Here is a 25,735-nt window from a genome sequence, read left to right as displayed (position 1 = left end):
AAGCAAACGCGTAGTCGACTACTCGAATCGTGCACGGGAATGCCGCAGCTGTGACCGGTGTTACCATGGGCAGCGTTTTCGATTGCCAGTCGAAAACTCTGGTGCCGGGAACAGCCACCCGGGACCCGCACGTGTGAGGAGTGTCAGATGAGCATCACCAGCGACCGCCCCGTCATGGTCGAGACGCAGACCGTGGGGCTGCCCGATGCGCACTGGACCGACGGTCCGGGCGGATACACCGGAGTGGAGCCCACACCGGAATGGGCCGACGAGGTGCGCCGTCTCGCCCGAGCGCGCAATGCGACGCTGCTGGCGCACAACTATCAACTGCCGGCGATCCAGGACGTCGCCGACCACGTGGGCGACTCGTTGGCGCTGTCTCGCATCGCCGCCGAGGTCGACGCCGACGAGATCATCTTCTGCGGTGTGCACTTCATGGCCGAGACCGCCAAGATCCTCAGCCCCCGCAAGCGGGTGCTGATCCCCGACGAGCGCGCCGGATGTTCGCTGGCCGACTCGATCACCGCCGACGAGTTGCGCGAGTGGAAGGCCGAGCACCCCGACGCCGTCGTCGTCTCCTACGTCAACACGACCGCCGAGGTGAAGGGGCTCACCGACATCTGCTGCACCTCGTCCAATGCCGTCGACGTGGTCGCGTCGATCGATCCCGACCGCGAGGTGCTGTTCCTGCCAGATCAGTTCCTCGGCGCGCACGTCAAGCGCGTGACCGGGCGCGACAACATCCACATCTGGGCCGGTGAATGCCACGTGCACGCGGGCATCAACGGTGACGAACTGGCCGACCAGGCCGGCAGTCATCCGGACGCCGACCTGTTCATCCATCCCGAATGCGGTTGCGCCACTTCGGCCCTGTACCTCGCCGGCGAAGGTGCGGTGCCCGCCGACAAGGTCAAGATCCTGTCCACCGGCGGCATGCTGGACGCTGCTCGCGAAACCGGCGCAAAGCAGGTGCTGGTGGCGACCGAGATCGGCATGCTGCACCAGCTGCGCAAGGCGGCGCCGGGGGTGGACTTCCAGGCCGTCAACGACCGCGCATCCTGCCCGTACATGAAGATGATCACGCCCGCCGCGCTACTGCGGTCACTGCGCGAGGGGCGCGACGAGGTGTTCGTCGCCGACGATGTGGCCGAGCGAGCGCGTAAGAGCGTGGAACGGATGATCGCCATCGGAAATCCGGGTTCCGGTGAGTGAGGGATTCGTCGGACAACTCGGTGCCGTCGATGAACTCGGTCTGGAGATCACCGACGAGGTCCGCACGCTGATCCGGACGGCCCTCGACGAGGACCTGCGTCACGGGCCGGATGTGACGACTGCGGCGACCGTGCCCGCCGACGCGATGACCGATGCCGCCATCGCGAGCCGTGGCGCCGGTGTCATCGCGGGGCTTCCGGTGGTGCTGGCCGTCTTCGATGAGGTCATCGGTGCCGGTGCCTATGAGGTCACCTCGGCAGTCGTGGACGGTACGCACGTCGGGCCCGGTGAGGTGGTGCTCGGCGTACATGCACCCACTGGTTCGTTGCTCACCGCGGAACGGACTGCGCTCAACATCATCTGCCACCTGTCGGGAATCGCGACCGCCACTGCCCGGTGGGTGGCGGCTGTTGACGGCACCGCAGCGCAGGTCCGCGACTCGCGCAAGACCCTGCCGGGGCTTCGGCACCTGCAGAAGTACGCGGTCCGCTCGGGCGGGGGAGTCAACCACCGCATGGGGCTCGGCGATGCGGCACTCATCAAGGACAACCACGTCGCCGCGGCCGGATCGGTCAGCGCGGCCCTGTCCGCGGTCCGGGCGGCCGCGCCGGGCCTCCCCGTCGAGGTCGAGGTCGACTCGTTGGCCCAGCTCGACGAGGTGTTGGCACTCGAACCGCAGTTGGTTCTGCTCGACAACTTCGCTCTCTGGGAGACGCAGATGGCCGTGCAGCGACGCAACACGCGTTCGCCGCAGACCAAACTGGAGAGCTCCGGTGGCCTGACGCTGGACATGGCCGCCGACTACGCCCGCACCGGTGTGGACTACCTGGCGGTCGGTGCACTCACGCATTCGGTGACCGCACTCGATCTCGGGCTCGACATCGCCGCGCCGACGCCGGTGAACTGACCGGATCATCCGCGCCGCCATCGCGTTCGGGCGCACCTCGCGACATGCGCGAGAACGCGGCGGTTGCGCGTTTGCGTTCGGCGCCACCGACCGGATTCGAAACCGGGTGGTGTCACCCCATATCCTGGACGGGAAATCCCAGCACAACAGGAGATGATCATGCTCGCCCGAACCGACCTGCGCGGCACCGCGCCCACGCTCGCCGAGCTGCGACGTGCGCTGCCGCGCGGGGGCACCGATGTCAACGCCGTCCTCGACACGGTGGCGCCGGTGGTGCACGCGGTCTCCGAGCAGGGCACCGACGCGGCGCTGGGCTTCGGTGAGAAGTTCGACGGTGTGCGTCCGACGTCGGTGCGGGTGCCCGCATCGGTGATCGCCGATGCGCTCGACCGGCTCGACCCGGCGGTCGCCGACGCGCTGCGCGAGTCGATCGGCCGCGCCCGGATGGTGCACGCCGATCAACGCCGTGAGACCACGCGCACACAGGTCGTCGCCGGGGGTGTGGTCAGCGAGAAGTGGATTCCGGTCCGTCGGGTCGGGCTCTATGTGCCCGGCGGAAACGCCGTGTACCCGTCGTCGGTGATCATGAACGTCGTTCCCGCACAAGAAGCGGGGGTGGGTTCGCTCGTCATCGCCTCGCCGCCGCAGAAGGAGTTCGGTGGCTGGCCGCATCCGACGATCCTCGCCGCGTGCGCGTTGCTCGGCGTCGACGAGGTGTGGGCGGTCGGTGGTGCGCAGGGTGTCGCACTGCTCACCTACGGCGGCATCGACACCGATGCGGCCGACGACCCGCGCTCGGTTCTCGACCCGGTCGACCTCATCACCGGTCCGGGCAACATCTATGTCACCGCCGCCAAGCGGCTCTGCCGAGGTGTGGTCGGCATCGACTCGGAGGCAGGACCCACCGAGATCGCGATCCTCGCCGACGACAGCGCCGATCCGGGCATCCTCGCCTCCGATCTGATCAGTCAGGCCGAGCACGATGTGCTCGCGGCCTCGGTGCTCGTCACCGACAGTGCCGAACTCGCCGACGCCGTTGACGAGGCGCTCGATGCGCAGGTGGCCGCGACCAAGCACCGGGAACGGGTCACCACCGCGCTGTCGGGCAAGCAGTCCGGCATCGTGCTCGTCGACGACCTCGAGGCGGGCCTCGCCGTGGTCGACGCCTATGCTGCCGAACACCTCGAGATCCAGACCCGTGAGGCCGCCGCAGTCGCCGACCGGGTGCACAACGCGGGCGCGATCTTCGTCGGGCCCTACGCTCCGGTGAGCCTCGGCGACTACTGTGCCGGGTCCAATCACGTTCTGCCGACGTCGGGCTCGGCTCGATTCGCCTCCGGGCTGTCGGTGCAGACCTTCCTCAAAGGCGTGCACGTCATCGACTACGACGAAGCTGCGCTGCGCGATGTCGCCGACCACGTCGTGACCCTGGCCGATGCGGAAGATCTTCCCGGGCACGGTGATGCGATCAAGCAGCGATTCGTCGGAGGGCAGGCGTGAGCACTCCGCAGACGGTGGTTCCCGGGCTCGGCGTGACCATCGACGACCTGCCGTTGCGCGACAATCTGCGCGGCAAGAGCCCCTACGGCGCACCGCAACTCAAGGTGTCCGTGGTGCTCAACACCAATGAGAACCCGCACCCGCCGTCGGACGCCCTGATCGCCGACGTCGCCGAATCGGTACGCACGGCGGCCGCGGAACTGCACCGCTACCCCGACCGTGACGCCGTCGCGTTGCGCGCCGACCTGGCTCAGTACCTCACGGAGGCGACCGGGGTTGCGCTCACCACCGAGAATCTCTGGGCGGCAAACGGTTCCAACGAAATCCTGCAGCAGCTGTTGCAGGCCTTCGCCGGGCCGGGCCGCAGCGCACTCGGGTTCGTCCCTTCCTACTCGATGCACCCGATCATCTCCGACGGCACCGACACCACCTGGCTGCACGCGGTGCGCGCGTCCGATTTCTCGCTCGACGTCGACTACGCGGTCGCCGAGGTGACCAATCGGCGCCCCGACGTCGTCTTCGTGACCTCGCCGAACAACCCCACCGGGGGATCGCTCGACAACGACCAACTGCGCGCCATCGTCGGGGTGGCGCCCGGCATCGTCGTCGTCGACGAGGCCTACGGCGAATTCTCCGAACAACCCAGTGCCGTGGCGTTGATCGACGAGTACCCGACCAAGGTGGTCGTCAGCCGCACGATGAGCAAGGCGTTCGCCTTCGCCGGCGGACGTCTGGGCTACCTCGCGGCGTCGCCGGCCATCGTCGACGCGTTGCAGTTGGTGCGGCTCCCATATCACTTGTCGGTGCTCACCCAGGTAGCCGCGCGCGCCGCGCTCCGCCACCGCGACGACACCCTCGCCGGTGTCGCGGCGATCATCGCCGAACGCAAGCGGGTCGCGGCCGAACTCGAGGCGGCCGGGTACCGGGTGATCGACTCCGACGCGAACTTCTTGCTGTTCGGCCCGTTCCGGGATGCCCCGGCGAGCTGGCAGCGTTACCTGGACGACGGCGTGTTGATCCGCGACGTCGGCATCGCCGGACACCTGCGTGTCACCATCGGACTGGCAGCCGAGAACGACGCGTTTCTCGCCGTCAGCCGCACCCTGGCAGCCACCGACCTGGAGAGAACCGAGTGACCACCACGCCCGCACCGCGGATCGCGCGCGTCGAACGCGCCACCAAGGAGTCGTCGATCGTCGTCGAGCTCAACCTCGATGGCACCGGCATCACCAACGTGTCGACCGGGATCGCGTTCTTCGACCACATGCTGACCGCCTTCGGTCAGCACGGCAGCTTCGACCTGACTGTCGAGGCCACCGGCGACGTCGAGGTGGAGGGTCACCACACCATCGAGGACACCGCCATCGTGCTGGGGCAGGCTCTGGGGGAGGCGCTGGGTGACAAGAAGGGCATCCGCCGCTTCGGTGACTGCTTCATCCCGATGGACGAGACGCTTGCGCACGCCGTCGTCGACGTCTCCGGCCGGCCGTACTGCGTGCACACCGGCGAACCCGATCACCTGCTGACCGCGGTGATCGGCGGCTACCCGGGCGTGCCGTATTCGACGGTCATCAACCGCCACGTCTTCGAGTCGATCGCGCTCAACGCACGGATTGCACTGCACGTCCGCGTGCTCTACGGACGCGATCAGCATCACATCACCGAGGCCGAGTTCAAGGCGGTCGCCCGCGCGTTACGCGCGGCCACCGAGTACGACTCCCGCGTTACCGGTGTGCCGTCGACGAAGGGAGCGCTGTGATGGCCGGCGCCCCCGCGGTGACGATCCTCGACTACGGCTCGGGCAATCTGCGGTCGGCCCAGCGGGCGCTCGAACGCGCCGGCGCCGACGTCACGGTCACCGACGACCGCGACACCGCCATCGGTTGCGATGGCCTGGTGGTACCCGGTGTGGGTGCGTTCGCCGCCTGCATGGAGGGCCTGGTGGAGGTCAAGGGCGACTGGATCATCGACCAGCGCCTCGCAGGCGGACGGCCCGTTCTGGGTATCTGCGTGGGTATGCAGATCCTGTTCGAACGCGGCGTCGAGTTCGGGGTGGAGGCCGACGGCTGCGGCGAGTGGCCCGGCACAGTCAGCCGACTGCCCGCCCCGGTGCTGCCCCATATGGGCTGGAACACCGTCGACGCCCCGGCCGACTCGCTGCTGTTCGACGGCCTCGACGACGACGCCCGCTTCTACTTCGTGCATTCCTACGCCGCACAGAGCTGGGAGATGGACAACGAGGGCACCCCGTTGGCTGCGCCGAAACTGACCTGGGCCCACCACGGCGGCCGTTTCCTCGCCGCAGTCGAGAACGGTGCGCTCGCAGCCACACAGTTCCATCCCGAGAAATCTGGAGACGCCGGGGCCCATCTGCTCCGCAATTGGGTGCAATCGCTCCGATGAGCCTTCACGACACGCACTTCTCCTTCGGCAAGATGGTGCTGTACTCCCTGGGTGCCGGGGTGCTGGTGCTGCTGGTGTCGATCCCGATCATCCTGCTCATCGCGCAGTGGTCACCCGTCGCCGGCCTGGTCGTCGCGCTGATCGCCGTGTTGGCGATGATCGCGGCGATCGGTACGGTGTCTCGCCGGATCATCGCCACGGCCGAACGCGAGATCCTTGCGGCGCGCGCGGCCACCGAACAGCCCACCGCCCGACCGCCTCAGGCGCCGCCCACCTCGCCCCAGATACCGCCCAACCCGAACCCGGGCCGCACCGAACCGACAGACAGGAACTCCGCCACCGATGGGTAAGACCCTTGAACTCCTCCCGGCCGTCGACGTCGCCGACGGTCAGGCCGTCCGCCTCGTCCAGGGTGCCGCAGGCACCGAGACGTCGTACGGGTCGCCACGAGACGCGGCACTGGCCTGGCAGACCGACGGAGCCGAGTGGATCCACCTGGTCGACCTCGACGCGGCCTTCGGCCGGGGTAACAATCGTGAGCTCCTCGCCGGGGTCGTCGGCGAGCTCGACGTCAAGGTGGAGCTCTCCGGCGGTATACGCGACGACGATTCGCTGGACGCCGCGTTGGCCACCGGGTGTGCGCGGGTGAATCTCGGGACCGCCGCGCTGGAGAACCCGGACTGGTGCGCGCGAGCGATCGACCGCCACGGCGACCGCATCGCCGTCGGTCTCGATGTCATCCGGGACGGCGAGTCGTATCGGTTGCGTGGCCGCGGCTGGGTCACCGACGGGGGTGACCTTTGGGAGGTGTTGACCCGACTCGACCGCGACGGTTGCGCCCGCTACGTGGTCACCGACGTCTCCAAGGACGGCACTCTCGGCGGACCGAACCTCGACCTGCTCGCGGAGGTTGCCGCCGCCACGTCCGCACCCATCGTCGCCTCGGGCGGTGTGTCCGCACTCGACGACCTCGTCGCGATCTCGGGTCTCGTCGAGCAGGGGGTGGAGGGCGCGATCGTCGGCAAGGCCCTCTATGCCGGCCGCTTCACCCTGCCCGACGCACTGACCGCCGTCGCCGGGGCGTGATGGATGACAGCGCGATGGATGGCAGCGTGACCGACCACACGGCCCTGCTCCACACCGCGGGCGAGATCCTGGACTCGGTGGCCGAGTACTTCGTCGACGGCCTCGGGGCGCCCAGCGCGGTCGAGAAGGGGGCGACGGACTTCGCCACCCAGGTCGACCTCGATCTCGAACGCCGGATCGCCGCCGACCTCACCGAACGCACCGCAATCCCGGTGCACGGCGAAGAGTTCGGTGGACCGCCGGTCACCGAGGGCGCCGTCTGGGTGCTGGACCCGGTGGACGGCACCTACAACTATTCGTCCGGGATGCCGTTGACCGGCATACTGCTCGGGTTGCTCGTCGACGGCGAACCCGTGCTCGGGCTGACCTGGCTACCGTTGTTGGGCCGTCGTTACGCCGGACACGTCGACGGCCCGCTGTACGTCGACGGCCACCCCGTCGCACCGCTGGAGCCCACCGAACTGGCGTCTTCGGTGGTCTCCTACGGCCCGTTCAACGTGGCGGGCCACGGCCGCTACCCGGGTGCGCGTCGCGCCGATGTGTTGAGCGCGCTCAGCTCACGGGTGTCCCGACTGCGGATGACCGGCAGCACCGGCGTGGACATGGCCTACACCGCGGCGGGCGTCTTCGGCGGTGCGATCGCATTCGGCCGGCACGCGTGGGACAACGCCGCCGGAGCGGCACTCGTACGCGCCGCAGGTGGGGTCGCCACAGATCTCAGCGGAGCGCCTTGGACCGCTTCGTCGCCGTCGCTGGTGTGCGCGGCGCCGCGCCTGCACACCGAACTGATGGCGGTGATCGCCGAGGTCGTCGGAGACGAATGGGGCGCGCAGCCGCACAGTGCCCGACCCGACACAACCGGAGGAGCCTCATGACTGTCGCGATCCGTGTGATCCCGTGCCTGGACGTGGACGACGGCCGTGTGGTCAAAGGGGTCAACTTCCAGAACCTGCGCGATGCGGGTGATCCGGTGGAGCTCGCCGCCCGGTACGACACCGAGGGGGCAGACGAACTGACCTTCCTCGACGTCACCGCATCGAGTTCCGGTCGCGCGACGATGATCGACGTGGTCAAGCGCACCGCCGACCAGATCTTCATCCCGCTCACCGTCGGCGGCGGCATCCGCACCGTCGACGACGTGGATGCGATGCTGCGCGCCGGTGCCGACAAGGTCAGCGTCAACACCGCGGCCATCGCCCGGCCGGAGGTGCTCGGCGAGATGAGCCGACGCTACGGCTCCCAGTGCATAGTCTTGTCGGTGGATGCCCGCACGGTCCCGGCCGGGGAACAGCCCACACCGTCGGGCTGGGAGGTCACCACTCACGGTGGCCGGCGCGGGACCGGGATCGACGCGGTGCAGTGGGCGCGACGCGGTCAGGAACTGGGCGTGGGGGAGATCCTGCTCAACTCCATGGACGCCGACGGGACCAAACGGGGATTCGACCTCCGGATGCTGGCCGCGGTGCGGGCAGCCGTCGAGGTCCCGGTGATCGCCAGCGGCGGTGCCGGCGCTGTCGCCGACTTCGCCCCCGCAGTCCAGGCCGGAGCCGACGCCGTTCTGGCGGCGTCGGTCTTCCACTTCGGTGAACTCGGCATCGGTGAGGTCAAGGCCGCGATGAACGCCGAGGGAATCACGGTGCGGTGATGGCCCTCGACCCCGACCTCGCCGCACAGCTCAAGCGCAACGACGATGGGCTGTTCGCCGCCATCGCCCAGGAACGTGGCACCGGCACCGTGCTGATGATGGCGTGGATGGACGACGCCGCCCTCGAACAGACCCTGACCACCCGGCGCGCGACCTACTACTCGCGCTCGCGCCGGCAGTACTGGGTCAAGGGGGAGACGAGCGGACACACCCAGTACGTGCACGATGTCCGCCTCGACTGTGACGGCGACACCGTGTTGCTGGTCGTCGACCAGGTGGGCGCGGCGTGCCACACCGGCAATCACAGCTGTTTCGACACCCCTTCGCTGTTGACGTCGACCGACTGAACCACCCCTGCCGGTCGGCAGTCCGGCACCGCGGGAGAATGAACGAGCCCTGTCCTCCACCAGAAAGGCGGTGACGGCGTCCATGCCACTGATCCAGATCTCGCAGACCCCGGGCCTGTCCGACCGGGTCAAGCGCGAGACCATCGCGGCGGTGACCGAGGCGTATGCCAAGGCGACCGGGAAGAACCCCGACTCGGTGTGGGTGACCATCACCGAGGTACCCCGCCAGCAGTGGGGCGTCGGCGGCGAGCCGCTGGGATGAGCGCCGCGACCACCACCCTCGACGAGTTCCTGGATCTGGCCGCCGATCATCGAGTGGTGCCGGTGACCCGAAAGGTCCTCGCCGACTCCGAGACCCCGTTGTCGGCATATGCCAAACTCGCCGGTGACCGGGAGGGCACCTTCCTGCTCGAGTCGGCGGAGAACGGCCGCTCGTGGTCGCGGTGGTCGTTCATCGGGGTGCGGTCGCCGTCCGCGCTCACCGTCGTCGATGGCGAAGCGCGCTGGTGGGGCGAAGTGCCCAACGGCGCGCCTGACGGTGGCGATCCGCTGGCGGTGCTCGCCGAGTCGCTGCGACTGCTGGCCACCGACCGGTTCCCGGACATGCCACCGCTCACCGGCGGCTTCGTCGGATTCTTCGCCTACGACATGGTGCGACGACTCGAGCGCCTCCCCGAGACCACCGTCGACGATCTCGGCCTACCGGACATGATGATGCTGCTGGCCACCGACCTCGCCGCAGTCGATCACCACGAGGGCACCATCACCCTGATCGCCAACGCGGTGAACTGGGACGGGTCCGACGACCGGGTCCACGAGGCCTACGTCGACGCGGTCGCCCGGCTCGACCGGATGACCGAGGCACTCGCCGCGCCGGCTCCGTCGACCGTGTCGCACTACGATCGGCCCACCCCGGAGTACTCGGCGCAGCGCACCCTCGCGGAGTACAGCGAGATCGTCACCGACCTGGTCGGCGAGATCGAGGCAGGCGAAGCCTTCCAGATCGTGCCGTCCCAGCGCTTCGAGATGGCCACCGACGCCGACCCGATCGACGTCTACCGGGTGTTGCGGGCATCGAATCCGAGTCCCTACATGTATTTGCTGCGCATGCCCGGTGCGCTCGGCAGCGGACCCGTGGGCGGAGGGCCGTTCACCATCGTCGGCAGCAGCCCGGAAGCGTTGGTGACGGTGCAGGACCGCGTCGCCACCACCCACCCGATCGCCGGCACCCGGTGGCGGGGTGCCACCGAGGAAGAGGACCACCTGCTCGCCAAGGGACTCGTGGAGGACGAGAAGGAGAACGCCGAACACCTCATGCTCGTCGACCTCGGGCGCAACGACCTCGGCCGGGTCTGCCGCCCGGGCACCGTCAAGGTCGGCGACTACCGTCACGTCGAGCGCTACAGCCACGTCATGCACCTGGTGTCCACGGTCTCGGGCGAACTGCGCGACGATCAGCATGCGCTCGACGCGGTCACCGCATGCTTTCCGGCGGGCACACTCACCGGGGCGCCCAAGGTGCGCGCGATGGAACTGATCGATGAGCACGAACTGACGCGCCGCGGACTGTATGGCGGCATCGTCGGCTATCTCGACTTTGCCGGCGACGCGGACACGGCCATCGCGATCCGTACCGCCCTGATGGCCGACGGTCGGGCCTTCGTGCAGGCCGGCGGCGGTGTGGTCGCTGACAGCGAACCCGAATACGAATACAACGAGGCGCGCAACAAGGCCACCGCGGTCCTCAATGCGGTGGCGGCGGCCGCGACGATGGAGCGGGTCGGGTCCGGCACCGGGAAGGCGTCAGAATGAGCACCCCGGAGCCGGCCGAATCCGCCGGGCGGACGCCGTCGGGCTCGGCGCCCTCGCGTCTCGATCCGGCCGAGTCGACCAAGGCGTATCTGCGTCGGCGCCAGGTGCTGGCCGCCGTTCTGCTGGCGGTGTCGGCGCTCGCGCTGTGGTCGGCGTCGCGGCTGGTGTGGTGTCGGGTGCTCGCCTCCGACGGGTTGGCGCCGCCGCGGACATTCGAGGTCAAAGGCTCGGACTGGAGTCCCTGGCTGACCCCGCTCGCGCTGGTCTTGTTGGCGGCTATCCTGGCCGCCTTCTCGCTGCGTGGTTGGGGATTGCGCGTGATCGCGATCCTTGTGGCGGCGGCCGGAGTGCTCTCGGCGGTACCGGCGCTCTCCCTGATCACCGGCGGCGCCGATTCCGACTACGCCGCGAGCGCCGCCGACATCCCCGGGCGCTTTCAGGTGCTGCTCATCACCACTGTCGACTGGGCTGCGGCTGTCGTTCTGGTGGGGTCGTTGTGCTCGGTGCTGGCCGGGGTCCTGCTGCTGCGGGTTGCCGGCGGGGCGTCGGGCATGTCATCGAAGTACCAGACGCCGGGCGCGCGTCGGGAAGAGTTGGAACGCCAGATCTTCGCCGAGCACGAGCAGCGCCGACACCAGCCGGACGGCCAGGACGGTGGTGTGGCGCCCGCGAGCCGCCCCGCGCGTGCCGACGACCCTGCGGGAGGTAACGACGCACCGCCCGCGAACGAACGCATGATGTGGGACGCGTTGGACACCGGGATCGACCCCACCGACGTCGACGGCGACACCTCGGCCACCGGTCCCGAGGCCGGGCCCCGCGCGGACCCGCCACAGGCGCCATCGGACGGTCGATCCGACGAGCCCGACAACCGATGATCCGACCGCGGCTGATCGGCCAACCCGGGCACAACGCAGATCCGGCACCGGTTTACGCTGAGAGCACACGAACACCGAAAGGGGGCCACCCGCGTGAGTACGCCAACTGTCCTCGACTCCATCATCGAAGGAGTGCGAGCCGACGTGGCCGCACGCGAGGCCGTCATCGACTATGCCGCGATCAAGGCGGCCTCGGCCAAGGCTCCAGAAGCCAAGGACGCGATGGCCGCATTGCGTCAGCCCGGCATCGGCGTGATCGCCGAGGTCAAGCGGGCCAGCCCATCGAAGGGTGATCTGGCCGCCATCGGTGATCCGGCGGATCTCGCGAGCGCCTATGAAGCCGGTGGTGCGCGCATCATCAGCGTGCTCACCGAGGAACGGCGCTTCCGCGGGTCGCTGGCCGACCTCGACAGTGTGCGCGCCGCGGTGAACATCCCGGTGTTGCGCAAGGACTTCATCGTCGGGCCCTACCAGATTCACGAGGCCCGCGCGCACGGCGCCGATGTGATCCTGCTGATCGTGGCGGCCTTGGAACAGAATGTTCTCGCCGCACTGCTGGACCGCACCGAGAGTCTGGGCATGACCGCTCTGGTGGAGGTGCACACCGAAGAAGAGGCCGACCGCGCGCTGGAGGCCGGAGCATCGGTGGTCGGCGTCAACGCCCGCAATCTCAAGACCCTCGAGGTCGATCGCGACAGTTTCGCCAGGATCGCCCCCGGCTTGCCCACCCAGGTGATCCGGATAGCGGAGTCGGGTGTACGCGGCACGGCAGACCTGCTCGCCTACGCCGGTGCCGGCGCGGACGCCGTGCTGGTCGGCGAGGGACTCGTCACCAGTGGTGATCCGCGGGCCGCCGTCTCGGAGTTGGTTACCGCCGGTACGCATCCGTCCTGCCCGAAACCGGTTCGCTGACCGGCGGTTCGGTCCCGGCGAAACCCTTGCTTCCCACCCCTGCCAGTACGACGAGAGAACAGTGACCGCCAACACCCACAGCTCAGACGTCAGGTATCCGACAGCGAGCGCCGGCTTGGCATCGCGCACCTCCATCGAACCCGATCAGGGCGGGCATTTCGGTGTGTACGGCGGCCGTCATGTACCCGAAGCCCTGATGGCGGTGATCGACGAGGTCACCACCACCTACGAGAAGGTCCGGTCCGACGACGACTTCCTCGCCGAACTCGACCGGTTACAGCGTGACTACACCGGACGGCCGTCTCCGATGTACGAGGCGAAGCGGCTGCGTGAGGCGGCCGGTGGGGCGCGGATCTTCCTCAAGCGCGAAGACCTCAACCACACCGGATCCCACAAGATCAACAACGTGCTGGGTCAGGCGCTGCTCGCGCAGCGGATGGGCAAGACCCGGGTCATCGCCGAAACCGGTGCCGGACAGCACGGGGTGGCGACGGCGACCGCGTGTGCACTGCTCGGCCTGGAGTGCGTGGTCTACATGGGCCGCGTGGACACCGACCGGCAGGCCCTGAACGTGGCGCGGATGCGGCTGCTCGGCGCGGACGTGATCGCGGTGGACAACGGCTCGGCGACCCTCAAGGACGCCATCAACGAGGCCATGCGTGACTGGGTCACCAACGCGCACAACACCTATTACTGCTTCGGCACCGCCGCCGGCCCGCACCCGTTCCCGATGATGGTGCGCGATCTGCAGCGGGTGGTCGGGTTGGAGGCACGCGCACAGATCCTGGAGCAGGCCGGGCGGCTCCCCGACGCGGTGACCGCTTGTGTCGGTGGCGGGTCCAACGCCATCGGCATCTTCCACCCGTTCATCGACGACACCGACGTCCGCCTGGTGGGGTTCGAAGCGGCCGGCGACGGCGTCGAGACCGGTCGGCATGCGGCCACGTTCACCGGCGGCACCCCGGGCGCGTTTCAGGGCGCGTACTCCTATCTGTTGCAGGACGAAGACGGGCAGACCACCGAGTCGCACTCGATCTCGGCCGGACTCGACTATCCCGGGGTCGGACCCGAGCACGCCTACCTCAAAGACATCGGGCGGGCCACGTACCGGCCGATCACCGATGCCGAAGCGATGGATGCGTTGGCCCTGTTGAGTCGTCGGGAGGGGATCATCCCCGCGATCGAGTCCGCGCACGCGGTGGCCGGTGCGCTGAAGCTGGGCCGTGAGCTCGGTGACGGCGCGATCATCGTGGTGAGTCTGTCCGGTCGCGGAGACAAGGACGTCGACACGGCTGCCCGCTGGTTCGAGCTGTTCGACAAACCGCCGTCACAGGACGAGGCGTCCGCGGGCGGCGAACAGACGGGGGAGACGGTATGACCGCCACGATCCGACACACCGCTCCGTCCCGGCTCGGCGCCACTTTCGCGAGGTGCCGTGACGAAGGCCGCGGCGCCCTGATCGGCTATCTTCCGGTTGGTTATCCCACCGTGGAGACGTCGCTGGAGTCCTTCCGCACGATGGTGGCCGCCGGCTGCGACATCATCGAGGTCGGCGTCCCGTACTCCGACCCGGTGATGGACGGACCGACCATCCAAGAGGCTGCCGACACCGCCCTGAGCAGCGGGGTCCGCGTCCGAGACGTGTTCACCGCCGTGCAGGCCATTGCCGATGCCGGTGGGCAGGCCGTGGTGATGAGCTACTGGAATCCAGTTCTGCAGTACGGGGTGGATCGGTTCGCGCGCGACCTGGCTGCGGCCGGTGGGGCCGGAATGATCACCCCGAACCTCATTCCCGAAGAGGGCGCCGAATGGCATGCCGCCTCCGATGAGCACGACCTCGACCGGATCTATCTGGTCGCCCCGTCCTCGACGGCCGAGCGCCTGGCCATGACGGTCGACGCCTCGCGCGGATTCATCTACGCCGCGTCCACGATGGGTGTCACGGGGGCGCGCGACGCCGTGTCCGACGCGGCACCGGAACTGTGCGCGCGGGTTCGCACCCACTCCGACATCCCGATCGGCGTGGGTCTCGGTGTGCGCAGCGGGGTGCAGGCGGCGCAGATTGCGGGCTACGCGGACGGCGTGATCGTCGGGTCGGCGTTGGTCAGCGCGGCGAAGACAGGTGTCGACGCCCTCGCATCTCTTGTCTCCGAATTGGCCGACGGGGTGCGTTCCCCGGTCTCGACGGCACCCTGATCTGGGCCGACCACGGGTCGGCTAGGGTGGCAGCGTGACGGTGCCGACACTCCTCGCTGGGCCGACGACGATCACCGGATCGACGCATCCGACATCGACGATCCTGGCCTACATCCCGAGCCCTCCTGAGGGTGTCTGGCATCTCGGTCCGGTGCCGATCCGGGCGTACGCGTTGTGCATCATCGTCGGGATCATCGTCGCCGTGTGGTGGGGCAACCGGCGTTGGATCGCCCGCGGCGGCCAGGATGGTGAGGTCCTCGACGTCGCGATCTGGGCGGTGCCGTTCGGCCTGATCGGCGGACGGCTCTATCACGTCGCCACCGACTGGCAGACCTACTTCGGGGACGGGCCCAAGGACCCGATCGACGCCCTCAAGATCTGGGACGGCGGACTCGGCATTTGGGGTGCGGTCCTGCTCGGTGCGCTGGGGGCCTGGATCGGCGCGCGCCACCACGGCATCAAATTGCCGCCGTTCGGCGACGCACTGGCCCCGGCGATCCTGCTGGCCCAAGCCATCGGTCGACTCGGCAACTACTTCAACCAGGAACTGTACGGCCGCGAGACCACCGTGCCGTGGGGACTGGAGATCTACGAGCGGGTCGACGCCAACGGCTTCGCCGACCCCGGCCTGATCTCGGGCACGTCGAACGGGACCGTCGTCGCAGTGGTGCACCCGACGTTCCTCTACGAATTGCTGTGGAACGTCGCGGTGGTGATCGTGCTCGTCGCCGTGGACCGGAGGTTCCGGATCGGCCACGGGCGCCTGTTCGCGTTGTACGTAGCGGGCTACTGCGTTGGCCGATTCGGCATCGAACTGATGCGCTCGGACCCCGCGACCCATATCTTCGGCACCCGCATCAACGTGTTCACCGCCGTGCTGGTGTTCGCCTGTGCGGCCGCCTACTTCCTGGTCGCGCCGAAGGGTCGCGAGCAGGGGCTCGAGATCTACCACGCCGACCGCGCCGAGGAACTCGAGGCGATGGGTGCGGTCGGCTACATCGATGACCGCGCCGACGGCCCCGATCATGAGGTCGACGAACAAGCGCGCGCCGCCGACCGACAACCGAGCTCTGCGCAGGACGCGCTGGCTGCCGCGATCGCCCGGCACACCCCACGGGACGCGGAAGGTGAACCGATCACGTCGTCGAGCAGCAGCGACGCGTGGGTCCTCGAGTCCGACCGCGACACCGCCGAGCAGGCCGAGGGAACCCCCCAGGACGCCGAGGGAACCCCCGAGGATGCCGAGGGAACCCCCGAGGATGCCGAGGGAACCCCCGAGGACGCCGACGGAACCCCCGAGGACGCCGAGGGAACCCCCGACGACGCCGACGGAACCCCCGACGACGCCGACGGAACCCCGGATGTCGTCGAGGGAACCTCGGACGACGCCGACAACACCGCCGACGACACCGACGCCAAGTAGCAGCCCGCCCGGCACACGTCCGGACGACGATCCGGCATCGATCACAGCGCGGAAATCGGCACCGCTGGTTTCGGTCGGATAGAGTGGTTTTTCACGGCGTCCCGGATCAGCCCATCCGACTCGGTCGCCGATGTTGCTCCACGGGCCAGCGTTGTCCCTGAGGACAATCGAGCATTGCGATTCGTCACGAGTCGAGTGGAGGTTCGAGATGTTGTTTTCTGCGCTGCCGGCCAAACAGGGGTTGTATGACCCCGCAGCAGAAGTCGATTCCTGTGGCGTTGCCATGGTGACCGACGTGTACGGCCGTCGGTCCCATTCGATCGTCGCCGACGGGTTGCTCGCCCTTGAGAATCTCGAGCATCGCGGCGCTGCCGGCGCGGAGGTCAACTCGGGCGACGGTGCGGGCATCCTCATCCAGCTGCCAGACGAGTTGCTGCGGGCAGTGGTCGACTTCGACCTGCCCGCACCCACCGCCGCCGGCGACAACACCTACGCCGCGGGGAATTGCTTCCTGCCGGTCGACCCGGCGTTGCGGGAACGCGCGATCGAGCGGGTGACCGGACTCGCCGCCGACGAGGGCATCACGATCCTCGGTTGGCGCGACCTGCCCGTCGACCCGGACGGCGCCGACATCGGTGAAACCGCACTGGGCTGCATGCCCTACATGATGCAGCTGTTCGTCACCGTCGAGCCCGCCGCCGGCGCCGGCCGCATTGGCGGCCTCGAACTCGACCGCTTCATCTACCCCTTCCGCAAACAGGCCGAACGTGTCACCGCCGAGATCGACGAAGCCGGGACCGGGCTGTACTTCCCGTCGCTGTCGAGTCGGACCATGGTCTACAAGGGCATGCTCACCACGATGCAGCTGCCGCTGTACTACGACGACCTACGCGACGATCGCTGCCACAGCGCCATCGCGATCGTGCACTCGCGCTTCTCCACCAACACCTTTCCCTCGTGGCCGCTGGCCCACCCGTTCCGGTTCGTTGCCCACAACGGTGAGATCAACACCGTGCGCGGTAATCGCAACCGAATGCGGGCGCGCGAGGCGCTGCTCGAGACCGACCTCATCCCCGGAGACCTGAAGCGGGCATTCCCGATCTGCACACCGGAGGCGTCGGACTCGGCGTCCCTCGACGAGGTACTCGAACTGCTACACCTCGGCGGTCGCAGCGTGCATCACGCGGTGATGTTGATGGTGCCCGAGGCATGGGAAAACGTGCCCCACATGGAGTCCAAGCGCCGCGCGTTCCTGCAGTTCAACGCCTCGATGATGGAGGCATGGGACGGTCCCGCGTGTGTCACCTTCACCGACGGCGCGGTGGTGGGCGCCGTCCTCGACCGAAACGGACTGCGCCCCGGACGCTGGTGGCAGACCCGCGACGGCCGCGTCATCTTGGCATCGGAGGCCGGCGTCCTCGACGTCCCGGTCGACGACGTGATCGCCAAGGGGCGACTCGAACCCGGCCGGATGTTTCTGGTCGACACCCGGCAGGGCCGGATCGTCCCCGACGAGGAGATCAAGGCCGACCTCATCGACGCCGAACCCTACGACGAGTGGCTGCACGCCGGACTTCTCGACATCGCAACGCTGCCGGCGCGACCGGTGTACAAACCCAACCACGACACCGTGGTCCGCCGGCAACTGTCGTTCGGGTACACCGAAGAAGATCTCCGTGTCCTGCTCACACCGATGGCCGCGTCGGGCTACGAGCCGCTCGGTTCGATGGGTACCGACACCCCCGTCGCCGTGTTGTCCCAACGTTCCCGGCTGCTCTACGACTATTTCGTCGAACTGTTCGCGCAGGTCACCAACCCACCATTGGACGCCATCCGCGAGGAGATCGTCACCTCGATGGCACGGGTGATGGGACCCGAACAGAATCTGCTGAACCCGACCGCGGCCTCATGCCGCCAGATCCTGCTGCGTTGGCCGGTGATCGGCAACGACGACCTCGCCAAACTGGTGCACATCAATGACGACGGCGACAACCCCGGTTTGTCGGCGAAGGTGCTGCACAGCCTGTACGACGTCGACGACGGCGGTGCCGGGTTGGCCGCCGGCCTCGAAGATCTGCGTACCCGGGCGAGTCAGGCGATCGCCGAGGGGCACTCCACATTGGTGATCTCCGATCGCCACACCGACCGCGACCATGCCCCCATCCCGTCGCTGCTGGCGACATCGGCGGTGCATCACCATCTGGTGCGCACCAAGGAGCGCACGAAGGTCGCGCTGGTGATCGAATCCGGCGATGCCCGCGAGGTCCACCACATCGCCACCCTCATCGGCTTCGGTGCCGCCGCAGTCAATCCGTACCTCGCGTTGGAGACGATCGACGACCTCATCGCCGAGGGTGAACTCATCGGTGTGTCGCCGTCGAAGGCTTCCCGCAACTATCTCGAAGCGCTCGGCAAGGGCGTGCTGAAGGTGATGAGCAAGATGGGTATCTCCACCATCAGCTCATATACCGGGGCACAGGCTTTCGAGGCCGTCGGCCTGTCGTCGGCGGTGGTCAAGGAGTACTTCACGCGGACCGTGTCGCGCATCGAGGGTGTGGGCCTCGACGAACTCGCCGAAGAAGTACGTATGCGGCATCACCGCGCGTTCCCGGAGAACCCGACCGAACAGGTGTACCGGCGCCTCGACGTCGGTGGTGAATACCAGTACCGCCGCGAGGGTGAACTGCATCTGTTCACCCCCGAGACGATCTTCCTCCTGCAGCATGCGACGAAGACCGGCCAGGCGGAGGTCTTCCAGAAGTACTCCGACGAGGTCGACAAACTGTCCCGCGAAGGTGGCACACTGCGCGGGCTGTTCGACTTCGACCTCGGTGCCCGCGACCCTATCCCGCTCGAAGAGGTCGAGCCGGCCGAAGCCATCATGACGCGGTTCAACACCGGCGCGATGAGCTATGGATCGATCTCGGCCGAGGCGCATGAGACGATCGCCATCGCGATGAACCGGATCGGCGGCCGATCCAACTCCGGTGAGGGCGGCGAAGACGTCGACCGGCTCTACGACCCGGAGCGGCGCAGTGCGGTCAAGCAGGTCGCTTCTGGGCGTTTCGGCGTTACCAGCGACTATCTGACCAACGCCACCGACATCCAGATCAAGATGGCCCAAGGTGCGAAACCCGGTGAGGGCGGCCAGCTTCCCGCCTACAAGGTGTATCCGTGGATTGCCAAGACCCGTCATTCCACGCCCGGCGTTGCACTCATCTCACCGCCGCCGCATCATGACATCTACTCGATCGAGGATCTCGCCCAGCTCATCCACGACCTCAAGAACGCCAACGCCGACGCGAGGATCCACGTGAAACTGGTGAGCGCGGTCGGAGTCGGCACGGTGGCCACCGGTGTATCGAAGGCACACGCGGACGTGGTGCTGATCTCCGGTCACGACGGAGGCACCGGCGCGTCGCCGCTGACGTCGCTCAAACACGCCGGCACCCCCTGGGAGATCGGTCTCGCCGATGCTCAACAGACATTGATGCTCAACGGGTTACGCGACCGCATCACCGTGCAGTGTGATGGTGCGCTGCGGACCGGCCGCGACGTCATCATGGCGGCGCTGCTCGGTGCCGAAGAGTACGGATTCTCCACCGCACCGTTGATCGTGGCCGGCTGCATCATGATGCGGGTCTGTCATCTCGACACCTGCCCGGTAGGTGTCGCAACGCAGAACCCGGTGTTGCGTTCACGTTTCACCGGTCAGGCCGAACATCTGGTCAACTTCTTCCGCTTCGTCGCCGAGGACGTCCGGAAGTATCTGGCGCAGTTGGGTTATCGCACGCTTGATGAAGCGATCGGGCAGTCGCAGCGGCTGCACACCGATGAGGCCGTCGCGCATTGGAAGAGTAAGGGCCTCGACCTCGCTCCCATCTTCCGCAAGTTCGAGGACAAAGGTCCCACCCGCCGGTTGCGCGGCCAGGATCACGGCCTGGACCGCGCGCTCGATCAGACCTTCATCCAGCTCGCCGAAGGAGCGCTCGAGGACGCCCACCCGGTCACCCTGGAACTGCCGGTGCGCAACGTCAACCGCACAGTCGGCACCCTGCTCGGATCGGCGGTGACCCGCCGCTACGGTGCCGAGGGGCTGGCCGCGGACACCATCACGGTGAACCTGACCGGTTCGGCCGGACAGTCGCTGGGCGCATTCCTGCCGCCGGGCGTCACCATCAGCCTTGCCGGCGACACCAACGACTACGTCGGCAAGGGGCTGTGTGGCGGCAAGATCATCGTCCGGCCCAATCCCGACGCGTGGTTCATCGCCGAAGACCAGGTGATCGCGGGAAACACCATCCTGTACGGCGCGACGTCGGGCCAGGTGTACCTGCGCGGACGGGTCGGCGAACGGTTCTCCGTCCGCAATTCGGGTGCCACAGCGGTGGTCGAGGGTGTGGGTGACCATGCCTGCGAATACATGACGGGCGGTCGGGTGGTGATCCTCGGACCCACCGGGCGCAATCTGGCGGCGGGTATGTCCGGCGGCATTGCATACGTCTACGACCTCGACGAGTCCAAGGTGAACATGGCCATGGTCGAATTGCTTCGCCCGGATCCCGACGACCTACAGTTCCTGCACGACACGATCACCAGACACACCGAACTGACCGGCTCGGCGATCGGTGCGTCGATGCTGGCCGACTGGCCGCGGCGATGCCTGGGCTTCACCAAGGTGATGCCGACCGACTACAAACGGGTTCTCGATGCGGCGCGGATGGCCGAAGCCGAAGGCCGCGACGTCGATTCAGCGATCATGGAGGCGGCACGTGGCTGATCCGCGCGGATTTCTGGAGGTTCCGAAGAAGGAATCGAAGTACCGTCCCGTCGCCGAGCGGGTACAGGACTGGGGCGACGTGTACGCCCATCCCGACAACCCGATGCTCGAGCTCACTGATGTGTCCGAACAGGCCCGCCGGTGCATGGACTGCGGGATCCCGTTCTGTCACTCCGGCACTGCCGGTTGTCCGCTGGGGAATCTGATCCCAGAGTGGAACGATCTGGTGCGTCGCGGACGATGGGATGCGGCCAGCGCAAGGTTGCACGCCACCAACAATTTTCCGGAGTTCACCGGGTTGGTGTGTCCGGCACCGTGTGAGGCCGCATGCGTGTTGTCGATCTCGGAGGCCACCACCGGCGGCAGCGTCACCATCAAACGCATCGAGAAGACCATCGCCTACGAATCGTGGGCGGAGGCGATCATCGGGCCCGAGCCGCCGGCATCGCGATCGGGCAAGTCGGTCGGTGTGGTGGGGTCGGGGCCGGCGGGTCTGGCGGCCGCTCAGCAGCTCACCCGGGCCGGTCACGACGTGACCGTCTACGAGCGGGACGATCGGATCGGCGGATTGCTGCGCTACGGCATCCCGGAGTACAAACTGCCGAAGTCCGACATCGATCGCCGGGTCGCGCAGATGCGAGCCGAAGGTACCGAATTCGTCGTCAATTGTGATGTGGGTGTTGATCTGTCTGTCGCCGATCTGCAGGCGAAGCACGACGCGGTGGTCTTGGCCATCGGTGCGATGGAGGCACGCGACAACCCTGTCCCCGGACGCGACCTGGCCGGCGTACATCTGGCCATGGAGCATCTGGTGCCGGCCAACAAGGAATGCGAAGGTGACGGGCTCTCGCCGGTCACCGCGGCCGGTAAACACGTGGTCATCATCGGCGGCGGTGACACCGGTGCGGACTGTCTGGGTACGGCACATCGCCAAGGTGCCGCATCGGTGGTGCAGCTCGACTACAACCCGGCGCTGCCCGAGGACCGCGACGACGACCGATCACCGTGGCCCACCTGGCCACTGGTGATGCGCACATCCTCGGCCCACGCCGAGGGCGGTGTGCGCAAGTACGAGGTGGCAGTGCAGCGTTTCGTCGGCGATGCCAACGGCAACGTTGCGGCGATGGTCCTCGCGGAAGTCGAGGTCACCCGGGAAACCGATGGTCGCCGAGTGGTGACACCGGTCAGTGAGGAGTTCGAGATCCCTTGTGAATTGGCCCTTTTCGCTATCGGCTTTGCCGGTGTGCGTAGGGGTCAGTTGCTCGACGACCTCGGTATCGAGCCGAATCGGCGCGGGGCGCTCTCGTGTGGAAGCGACTGGCAAACCGACGCGCCCGGGGTGTTCGTGTGTGGGGATGCGCATCGTGGGGCATCGCTGGTGGTGTGGGCGATCGCGGAGGGACGGTCCACCGCCCGGGCCGTCGATGAGTTCCTGATGGGTGAATCGGACCTGCCGTCACCGGTCCGGCCGGCGGCCTTGCCGCTGTCGGTGCGATGAGTGTTCACTCGTCCGATGGTGATTTCGACAACCCGACATGGCGAGCGGATGACCAATCGTCGCCGGGATAGAGATGGCGTGGCAACGGGACTAAGGTGATCACAGTGACACGTCGTACAAAGATCGTTTGCACCCTCGGACCGGCCACAAGCTCGGACGAGAAACTGAAAGAGCTCGTCGAGGCGGGCATGGATGTGGCTCGGATGAACATGAGCCACGGCACCCACGATGTCCATCGAGAGGTCTATGCGCGTGTGCGCAAGGCCAGCGACGCCGCAGGCAAAGCGGTGGGTGTGCTGGCTGACCTGCAGGGACCCAAGATCCGGCTGGGGAAGTTCCGCGACGAAGGGACGCTCAACGGCGAGGTCATGTGGGACACCGGCGACGAAGTGCGGATCACCGTCGACGACATCGAAGGTACCCAGGATCGGGTGTCGACCACCTACAAACAGCTTGCCGAGGATGCATCGGTGGGCGATCGCCTGCTGGTCGATGACGGCAAGGTCGGGCTGACCGCGACCGCGATCGACGGCAACGACGTCGTCTGCCGGGTCACCGAAGGCGGTCCGGTCAGTAACAACAAGGGTTTATCACTGCCCGGGATGAACGTCTCGGTGCCCGCGATGGCGGAAAAGGACATTGCCGACCTGGAATTCGCCCTGAAACTCGGCGTCGACATGATCGCTCTGTCGTTCGTGCGCAGCCCGGCCGACATCGAGATCGTGCACGAGGTGATGGACCGTGTCGGTCGGCGCGTGCCGGTGATCGCGAAGCTCGAGAAGCCGGAAGCGATCGACAACCTCGAGGCGATTGTCCTGGCTTTCGACGCCATCATGGTCGCCCGCGGCGATCTCGGTGTCGAGTTGCCCCTCGAAGAAGTGCCGCTGGTGCAGAAGCGGGCCATTCAGATGGCGCGCGAGAACGCCAAGCCGGTCATCGTGGCGACCCAGATGCTCGACTCGATGATCGAGAACTCGCGCCCGACCCGCGCTGAGGCTTCTGATGTCGCCAACGCCGTGCTCGACGGTGCAGACGCGGTAATGCTCTCCGGTGAGACCTCGGTGGGCAAGTGGCCGATCGATGCGGTGCTGACCATGGACAAGATCGCCCGCGCCGTCGAGGGCGGCTCGCGTGATGTGCCGCCGCTGTCGCATGTGCCGCGAACCAAGCGGGGCATCATCTCCTATGCTGCCCGCGACATCGGCGAGCGGCTGGAGGTCAAGGCGCTCGTGGCGTTCACCCAGTCCGGTGACACCGTGCGGCGCCTGGCCCGGCTGCATTCACGGCTGCCGTTGCTCGCGTTCACCCCGACCCAGGCGGTGCGCAGTCAGCTCGCATTGAGTTGGGGCACGGAGACGTTCATCGTCGATCACGTCGACACCACCGACCACATGATCGACCAGGTGGATCATCAGCTCCTGAAGATCGGTCGCCTCAAGGAGGGTGACGTGGTGGTGATCGTCGCGGGCGCACCGCCCGGCACCGTCGGCTCCACCAACATGATCCACGTCCACCGCATCGGCGAACAGGATCACTGACCCACCTCCCGCAGGTCGAGTAGCCGAGGAGCGCGCGCCCTTTTCGCTGGTCGGGTAGCTGAGGAGTGCGCGCCCTTTCCGCTGGTCGGGTAGCCGACGAGTGCGCGCCCTTTCCGCTGGTCGAGTAGCCGACGAGCGGCAGCGAGGAGGCGTATCGAGACCCCGCACCCTCAACACATAGGGTGTGCTCTCATGACCGCACAATCCGAGGACCTCGGTAAACTGCTCGCCCTGCTCGACGTCGAACAGCGCGACGACGACCTCTTCATCGGGCAGCACCCCGAGCAGAAGACGGCCCGCACATTCGGAGGACAGCTCCTTGGGCAGGGTGTGGTCGCGGCATCGCGCACCCTCACCCGGGGCAACCCGCCGATCCACGCGTTGCACGCGCATTTCATCCGCGGTGGTGACGTGAACAAGCCGCTCGAATACCACGTCGCGCGGTTCCGCGATGGAAAAGCCTTCGCAAACCGTCAGGTCACCGCCATGCAGGACGGTGCCGAGGTGTTCACGATGCTGGTGGCCTTTCAGGACAATGCGGCCGGGCTCGAGCACGCGGTGGAGATCCCGCAGGTGCCCTACCCGGAGGAATTGCCACCGTTGGGCGAGCATTTCAAGGGTTTCGAGGATCGGATCGCGACCTTCGTGAACGCTATGCACCCGATCGATATTCGCTTCGCGAACGACCCGACCTGGAAGGTGCGCGACGCAGGGGAGAAGCTCAAGGACAATCGGGTCTGGATGAAGACCGACGGTGAGATGCCCGACGATCCGATCATGCATGTGGCCGCCATGTGTTATGCCTCGGATACCACCGTCCTCGACTCGATCATCACCACACACGGGTTGTCGTGGGGGATCGACCGTCTTTTCGCCGCGACGGTGAACCATTCGATGTGGTTTCACCGCGAGTTCCGTTTCGATGACTGGCTGCTCTACGCCACCCGCTCTCCGGTGGCATCGGGCTCGCGCGGCATGGGATCGGGACGCTTCTGGATGCGCGACGGCACGCTGGCGACCTCGGTGGTGCAAGAAGCGCTGATCAAATACTTCCCACCGAAGAGCTGACCGCACAGATGGCACACTGGTCGCCATGACCTCAGCCCAGCCGCCCCGGTCGGATGGGTGGCCGCATACACAGCCGGAATACTGGCTGCAGCCCGGACCGATGCTGCCGCAACGTACCTGGCAACGACGTACCCGCTCGCCGATCATCCTCGTCAGTGCGGTCGCAGGCTTGGTGCTGGCCGCGGTCGCTGTGCTCGCGGTGATGGTGGGTTCGGTCGCCGCGGCCTCCTTCGGAGCGCGCGGGGTCGTGCTCTGCGCGACCGGTGCCGCCGACGTGGCCCCCGGATCGCCGGTGCGGATCTATGACGAGACCGGCGAAGAACTGGCGTCCACCCGGCTCGGTGCCCCGCGAACCGAGGACGGGCGCTGCGAGATGCCGTTCACCGCCGACGATGTGCCCGCCGCACGGGGTGGCTACGTCGTACGCATCGGAGATTCGTTCCAGGAGACCGTTTCTGAGTCCGCACTCAGCGAAGGGGCAGTGCTGCGCCCCGTGTCGTGACGCGTGTGCTCTTATCCCATGTGCCCTT

The 25,735-nt window shown here is 67.4% G+C and carries 22 protein-coding genes and 1 pseudogene; all 23 read left to right on the top strand.

The annotated features are described in order from the left end of the window. Nucleotides 1-147 precede the first annotated feature (147 nt). Complete coding sequence (gene nadA / locus L1892_RS08560) at nt 148-1,212, top strand: quinolinate synthase NadA (RefSeq protein WP_235723167.1); 1,065 nt, start codon at nt 148-150, stop codon at nt 1,210-1,212. After that, entirely contained in the window at nt 1,205-2,119 is a 915-nt protein-coding gene (gene nadC, locus L1892_RS08555) for a carboxylating nicotinate-nucleotide diphosphorylase (protein ID WP_235723166.1), read from the top strand. The genes nadA and nadC overlap by 8 nt, the downstream gene beginning before the upstream one ends. Nucleotides 2,120-2,278: 159 nt before the next feature. Next, nucleotides 2,279-3,619, top strand: a complete 1,341-nt coding sequence (hisD, locus tag L1892_RS08550; protein ID WP_235723165.1) for a histidinol dehydrogenase — start codon at nt 2,279-2,281, stop codon at nt 3,617-3,619. After that, on the top strand, nt 3,616-4,755 hold the full coding sequence (locus L1892_RS08545) for a histidinol-phosphate transaminase (protein WP_235723164.1): 1,140 nt from the start codon (nt 3,616-3,618) through the stop codon (nt 4,753-4,755). The genes hisD and L1892_RS08545 overlap by 4 nt, the downstream gene beginning before the upstream one ends. Beyond that, nucleotides 4,752-5,378, top strand: coding sequence for an imidazoleglycerol-phosphate dehydratase HisB (gene hisB / locus L1892_RS08540; protein ID WP_235723163.1), 627 nt, complete (start codon nt 4,752-4,754; stop codon nt 5,376-5,378). Before L1892_RS08545 ends, hisB begins: the two co-directional genes overlap by 4 nt. Next, nucleotides 5,378-6,022, top strand: a complete 645-nt coding sequence (gene hisH / locus L1892_RS08535) for an imidazole glycerol phosphate synthase subunit HisH (protein WP_235723162.1) — start codon at nt 5,378-5,380, stop codon at nt 6,020-6,022. The genes hisB and hisH overlap by 1 nt, the downstream gene beginning before the upstream one ends. Then, complete coding sequence (locus L1892_RS08530; RefSeq protein ID WP_235723161.1) at nt 6,019-6,372, top strand: hypothetical protein; 354 nt, start codon at nt 6,019-6,021, stop codon at nt 6,370-6,372. Before hisH ends, L1892_RS08530 begins: the two co-directional genes overlap by 4 nt. Further along, nucleotides 6,365-7,108 (top strand): bifunctional 1-(5-phosphoribosyl)-5-((5-phosphoribosylamino)methylideneamino)imidazole-4-carboxamide isomerase/phosphoribosylanthranilate isomerase PriA, encoded by a 744-nt coding sequence (gene priA, locus L1892_RS08525; protein WP_235723160.1) that lies wholly within the window; start codon nt 6,365-6,367, stop codon nt 7,106-7,108. Before L1892_RS08530 ends, priA begins: the two co-directional genes overlap by 8 nt. Nucleotides 7,109-7,122: 14 nt before the next feature. After that, nucleotides 7,123-7,983: an inositol monophosphatase family protein gene (locus L1892_RS08520; protein WP_235723159.1), complete on the top strand. Its 861-nt coding sequence runs from the start codon at nt 7,123-7,125 to the stop codon at nt 7,981-7,983. After that, nucleotides 7,980-8,753, top strand: a complete 774-nt coding sequence (gene hisF / locus L1892_RS08515) for an imidazole glycerol phosphate synthase subunit HisF (protein ID WP_235723158.1) — start codon at nt 7,980-7,982, stop codon at nt 8,751-8,753. Before L1892_RS08520 ends, hisF begins: the two co-directional genes overlap by 4 nt. After that, entirely contained in the window at nt 8,753-9,100 is a 348-nt protein-coding gene (gene hisI, locus L1892_RS08510) for a phosphoribosyl-AMP cyclohydrolase (RefSeq protein ID WP_235723157.1), read from the top strand. Before hisF ends, hisI begins: the two co-directional genes overlap by 1 nt. Nucleotides 9,101-9,182: 82 nt before the next feature. Further along, the gene (locus L1892_RS08505; protein WP_066162994.1) at nt 9,183-9,362 is read left to right on the top strand and encodes a tautomerase family protein; all 180 of its coding nucleotides are present in this window, start codon (nt 9,183-9,185) and stop codon (nt 9,360-9,362) included. Beyond that, nucleotides 9,359-10,912, top strand: coding sequence for an anthranilate synthase component I (locus L1892_RS08500; RefSeq protein WP_235723156.1), 1,554 nt, complete (start codon nt 9,359-9,361; stop codon nt 10,910-10,912). Before L1892_RS08505 ends, L1892_RS08500 begins: the two co-directional genes overlap by 4 nt. Further along, entirely contained in the window at nt 10,909-11,790 is an 882-nt protein-coding gene (locus L1892_RS08495; protein WP_235723155.1) for a TIGR02234 family membrane protein, read from the top strand. Before L1892_RS08500 ends, L1892_RS08495 begins: the two co-directional genes overlap by 4 nt. A gap of 93 nt (nt 11,791-11,883) precedes the next feature. After that, nucleotides 11,884-12,702 (top strand): indole-3-glycerol phosphate synthase TrpC, encoded by an 819-nt coding sequence (gene trpC / locus L1892_RS08490; RefSeq protein WP_235723154.1) that lies wholly within the window; start codon nt 11,884-11,886, stop codon nt 12,700-12,702. A 61-nt stretch (nt 12,703-12,763) separates the two neighbouring features. After that, nucleotides 12,764-14,080, top strand: a complete 1,317-nt coding sequence (trpB, locus tag L1892_RS08485; RefSeq protein ID WP_235723153.1) for a tryptophan synthase subunit beta — start codon at nt 12,764-12,766, stop codon at nt 14,078-14,080. Continuing rightward, nucleotides 14,077-14,898, top strand: a complete 822-nt coding sequence (gene trpA / locus L1892_RS08480) for a tryptophan synthase subunit alpha (protein ID WP_235723152.1) — start codon at nt 14,077-14,079, stop codon at nt 14,896-14,898. The genes trpB and trpA overlap by 4 nt, the downstream gene beginning before the upstream one ends. Nucleotides 14,899-14,998: 100 nt before the next feature. Beyond that, a pseudogene (gene lgt, locus L1892_RS08475) lies at nt 14,999-16,312 on the top strand (prolipoprotein diacylglyceryl transferase); the annotation flags it as partial. 217 nt (nt 16,313-16,529) lie between these two features. After that, a complete protein-coding gene (gene gltB / locus L1892_RS08470) occupies nt 16,530-21,101 on the top strand; it encodes a glutamate synthase large subunit (protein WP_235723151.1) in 4,572 nt (1,523 codons plus the stop codon). Next, nucleotides 21,094-22,599, top strand: a complete 1,506-nt coding sequence (locus tag L1892_RS08465; RefSeq protein ID WP_235723150.1) for a glutamate synthase subunit beta — start codon at nt 21,094-21,096, stop codon at nt 22,597-22,599. Before gltB ends, L1892_RS08465 begins: the two co-directional genes overlap by 8 nt. A 104-nt stretch (nt 22,600-22,703) precedes the next feature. Further along, on the top strand, nt 22,704-24,137 hold the full coding sequence (gene pyk, locus L1892_RS08460) for a pyruvate kinase (protein WP_235723149.1): 1,434 nt from the start codon (nt 22,704-22,706) through the stop codon (nt 24,135-24,137). Nucleotides 24,138-24,329: 192 nt separating this feature from the next. Beyond that, nucleotides 24,330-25,205 carry an acyl-CoA thioesterase gene (locus tag L1892_RS08455; RefSeq protein ID WP_235723148.1) on the top strand — a complete coding sequence of 292 codons (876 nt, stop codon included), beginning with the start codon at nt 24,330-24,332 and terminating at the stop codon, nt 25,203-25,205. A 25-nt stretch (nt 25,206-25,230) separates the two neighbouring features. Then, nucleotides 25,231-25,707, top strand: coding sequence for a hypothetical protein (locus tag L1892_RS08450; protein WP_235723147.1), 477 nt, complete (start codon nt 25,231-25,233; stop codon nt 25,705-25,707). The last annotated feature ends 28 nt before the right edge of the window (nt 25,708-25,735 follow it).

The sequence above is a fragment of the Gordonia tangerina genome (assembly GCF_021556435.1).
GTDB classification, from domain to species: Bacteria; Actinomycetota; Actinomycetes; order Mycobacteriales; family Mycobacteriaceae; genus Gordonia; species Gordonia tangerina.
Note: the sequence above shows the minus strand (reverse complement) of the source record. Positions and strands in the feature narration are given on the sequence as shown.

Bases quoted from the DNA above. Each gene is read 5' to 3' on its own strand.
- L1892_RS08455 (WP_235723148.1), top strand. From the start codon at position 24,330: ATGACCGCACAATCCGAGGACCTCGGTAAACTGCTCGCCCTGCTCGAC.
- L1892_RS08500 (WP_235723156.1), top strand. From the start codon at position 9,359: ATGAGCGCCGCGACCACCACCCTCGACGAGTTCCTGGATCTGGCCGCC.
- hisD (WP_235723165.1), top strand. From the start codon at position 2,279: ATGCTCGCCCGAACCGACCTGCGCGGCACCGCGCCCACGCTCGCCGAG.
- L1892_RS08530 (WP_235723161.1), top strand. From the start codon at position 6,019: ATGAGCCTTCACGACACGCACTTCTCCTTCGGCAAGATGGTGCTGTAC.
- priA (WP_235723160.1), top strand. From the start codon at position 6,365: ATGGGTAAGACCCTTGAACTCCTCCCGGCCGTCGACGTCGCCGACGGT.
- trpA (WP_235723152.1), top strand. From the start codon at position 14,077: ATGACCGCCACGATCCGACACACCGCTCCGTCCCGGCTCGGCGCCACT.
- hisH (WP_235723162.1), top strand. From the start codon at position 5,378: ATGGCCGGCGCCCCCGCGGTGACGATCCTCGACTACGGCTCGGGCAAT.
- gltB (WP_235723151.1), top strand. From the start codon at position 16,530: ATGTTGTTTTCTGCGCTGCCGGCCAAACAGGGGTTGTATGACCCCGCA.
- nadA (WP_235723167.1), top strand. From the start codon at position 148: ATGAGCATCACCAGCGACCGCCCCGTCATGGTCGAGACGCAGACCGTG.
- hisI (WP_235723157.1), top strand. From the start codon at position 8,753: ATGGCCCTCGACCCCGACCTCGCCGCACAGCTCAAGCGCAACGACGAT.
- L1892_RS08520 (WP_235723159.1), top strand. From the start codon at position 7,123: ATGGATGGCAGCGTGACCGACCACACGGCCCTGCTCCACACCGCGGGC.
- hisF (WP_235723158.1), top strand. From the start codon at position 7,980: ATGACTGTCGCGATCCGTGTGATCCCGTGCCTGGACGTGGACGACGGC.
- L1892_RS08450 (WP_235723147.1), top strand. From the start codon at position 25,231: ATGACCTCAGCCCAGCCGCCCCGGTCGGATGGGTGGCCGCATACACAG.
- L1892_RS08495 (WP_235723155.1), top strand. From the start codon at position 10,909: ATGAGCACCCCGGAGCCGGCCGAATCCGCCGGGCGGACGCCGTCGGGC.
- L1892_RS08505 (WP_066162994.1), top strand. From the start codon at position 9,183: ATGCCACTGATCCAGATCTCGCAGACCCCGGGCCTGTCCGACCGGGTC.